Origin of the sequence: Paenibacillus campinasensis (assembly GCF_002272015.1) — a bacterium.
Lineage (GTDB): Bacteria > Bacillota > Bacilli > Paenibacillales > Paenibacillaceae > Paenibacillus_AQ > Paenibacillus_AQ campinasensis.
On record NZ_NPBY01000103.1, the window covers coordinates 1 to 3078 of the forward strand.

Genomic DNA, 3078 nt, shown 5'->3' on the forward strand with positions numbered 1-3078 from the left:
AGGGGATTTAGGAGGGGTTGCAGGGGGAGCCAAGCCTAACTGGCCTCCGCTGAGTTTCCTTTTACGACGGAATTTAATTACTGAAGCTTTGAGATAGGTCTGAACTGATCTGTCTACAAATGCTATCATTTAGGTAGCTTGATTGAGGAAATGACGGATAGCTGAGGAAAGGAGCGATTCTGTGAGTGACATTGATAAACTAAGCGCTTATAAAGCACTAGTCAGTAAACGGAAGAAATGCACGATATGTGATCCCGCACAATGCGAATTGAAAAATCCGAGCCTGCAACAGAACGATAAGCTTAAGACCAGTCAGATCGGCCACTGGACAGAGTGGCAAGGCAGTCTGGATGCCAAAATAATGGTGGTTGGACAGGATTGGGGGGATTTCATCACACTGGTTGACCAAGATGGGGAAACCAACGTAGAAGAAAGCGCGACGAACCGGCATTGGTCCAATTATTGAATATCGCTGGTGTGGACATTGACGAGTGTACTGCAAGAAACAGACACGAGGACTTATTCTTTACCAATGCGATACTGTGTATGAAAACTAAAGGCGGATTAGCAGGTAAGGTGAGAGGATCGTGGTTTCGAAATTGCGTGTCCACATTTCTTAAGCCACTCATCGAAGACATTATTCAACCTAAAGTTGTCATCACTCTGGGGGAGAAGGCAACCAGGTCCTTGCTGCGTGAATATGGGCATAAAGGAATAAAATTCAGAGCATTGGTCGAACGTGAATCACCGATCAAGGTGAGCGGGAATACGGTTGTGTTTCCGGTATTTCATTGCGGTAGTTTAGGACGAAGAAACAGACCATTCGAACAGCAAAAGCTGGACTGGCTGCGAATCAAGGGTTATCTGGAAGGGCCATACGAAGAGTCTATCTAGATACGAAAAAATGGATTCATTTTTACATAGGAGGTGGTCCAGATGTTGGCATTGAAAACGATGATTTCAAGCTTTTTTCAGCATGTACAAGATCATAGAATCGAAATATACAACGAATTCAGCTTACAGCACGAGTTGGGCATTTACTTGCGAGAAAGACTCCCTCAATATACTTGAGGGTCTTCGAATTCGTTAATGAAGATACATTCGTACCTGAGTGACCGGAAATAACGCTCTGTGCTGATGTTATCCATAGTCCTGCCTTAACCTTCTATCGAGACATTCACTCCTGCTTCTCACTTATTCAATTTCACTGGTTTTCTTTTTAGACACTGTCGTAGCACGCTCTAGTAACTCCGATTTCCATCGGCTAATCATCACGGACTAAGCTCGTACTTCCCTGCAATTTCGGTTACGGTTGCTCCTCACCGAGCACCTCCAGCACTACCTTTGTCTTGAACTCTGGGGTATATCGGTTCCGTATTCTCTGGCTTCCTTCATTATAGCTTATTTCTTCTCCTCCCGTGTCTGAACCTATGGGAGCTTATACTTTGAAGATTTGTTATACCGAAGATTGCAAGTGAAATTAAACGGCCTTAGTCCGATGGAACTCAGTACCAAGGCCGCTTATTTGATATTTTGTTTTTATTCTGTCTACTTGACGGGGTTCAGTTCATTTTTTTGGCAAATTCGTTCGTAACTTATGCTGAGTAATGTATAAGATCATTTAAAACTATATTTACTTACCTGCAACGAATAGCTGAACTTGAATTACTTCCATGGTTAACTATATGTTATATACCAAATAATTAAAAGTCGGGAATTATTTGAATAGGGATACCAAATTCTTCTGCTGGCATATTATCTAATCTTGAATAGGTTATTCTATTTTCAGTTAAATATTGACTTCCAGATAGTATACCAGATGCCCCTTTATACGTACCAGGAGTATAGACAAGGGCTCCACTGTCTCCTGAATGGCTATCAGCAGCAAAAGAAACTAAACGATTAAGGAAAACACGATTCCCATCATAGTCATGAGTAAAGCCAAATGCGAGTAAGGTTCTTACCGGTCCACAAGTAATACCAGTAGATATGCCGGATTTACAAACAATTTGACCCTCAACTATAGGAGGATCAACCATATAAACACCAGTTGATTCACCGTAGATTTTACCACTGACATTATATTCAGAGAGTGGACCTACAAAAAGAATATCTGTATGCTGCCCCATCTTTTTATAGGTAACAGTGCCGAGAAATTCTCCTCCTTGATAAACAGATTGCCCAAAAGTTCCACAGTGCCCGGCGGATGAAATCCAATATTGACCAGACCGAGTTTTAAAAGCTACTCCAGAAGTACAATAACCTGTAGGAAATTCTAATTCAAGCCCAGGGAATACTGGTCTATTATAATCAGAACGTGATGCTGTATTTATCACTGGGTCATTTACAGTTTTAATGAAGAGCATATCACCATCTATAACACTATTTATATTTTCAAGTAGCCCATTAGTCGAACTAGAGGCCGACTTAACATAAAGTATAACTTTATTTTCTTGGATAGATATTTCGGATGATGTATCAGTCCAATTATTTTCCACTAAAATTTTACTAACTGTTTCCTGTGCCTCTATCAATTCAGCTAAGGAATATTTGACATTATATAATTCCAATCGGTCTTTGTGAGGAAAATCAGCTAATAGAGTCTTAATACTATTTGTTTCATCATCAACTAACGCAATTCGAAGTATACCTTTACCCTTCTTGTGATCAAAATAGATTCCACCGAATGTATCTTTGAAACTCGTTTCTAATTTTTCAAGATATGGCTTGGTAGCTTGAATTACCTCAGAACGATAATTCAATTCATTTACTTCTTCAGTTGTTAAGTACACTCCAAAAGCCTCGATGCTTTGGGAATCAAATTCGTTAATAGTTAATGAATGTTGTGGCTCAAAACCCACTTTTTCTCTAAAAGAATTGCTCTTTTCTAGCATATCACCAGTAATAATTTTGTCGTTAGTATTTTCCTGAGCCCATGTACTTGTAAGGTTGGTCATTGATGCCATTAAAACTAAAGTTAATAATAATGACAGAAATGATTTATGCTTCATTAAAGTACACCCACTTTCAATATTCGGATGAATCTGGCCAGATCATCTCATTTGGATTATATAACAC

Annotated in this window: 3 protein-coding genes; 2 read left to right on the plus strand and 1 reads right to left on the minus strand. The window is 39.5% G+C overall.

The window, feature by feature from the left end; all coding sequences use genetic code 11:
• Positions 1 to 181: 181 nt before the first annotated feature.
• Both CHH67_RS24505 and CHH67_RS24510 read left to right on the plus strand, forming a co-directional pair.
• Complete coding sequence (locus tag CHH67_RS24505) at positions 182 to 466, plus strand: hypothetical protein (protein ID WP_095267986.1); 285 nt, start codon at positions 182 to 184, stop codon at positions 464 to 466.
• A gap of 11 nt (positions 467 to 477) precedes the next feature.
• A complete protein-coding gene (locus tag CHH67_RS24510) occupies positions 478 to 894 on the plus strand; it encodes a uracil-DNA glycosylase family protein (RefSeq protein WP_244908321.1) in 417 nt (138 codons plus the stop codon).
• Positions 895 to 1703: 809 nt separating this feature from the next.
• Here CHH67_RS24510 and CHH67_RS24515 read toward each other — a convergent pair.
• Complete coding sequence (locus CHH67_RS24515; RefSeq protein ID WP_095267988.1) at positions 1704 to 3011, minus strand: S1 family peptidase; 1308 nt, start codon at positions 3009 to 3011, stop codon at positions 1704 to 1706.
• Positions 3012 to 3078 lie beyond the last annotated feature (67 nt).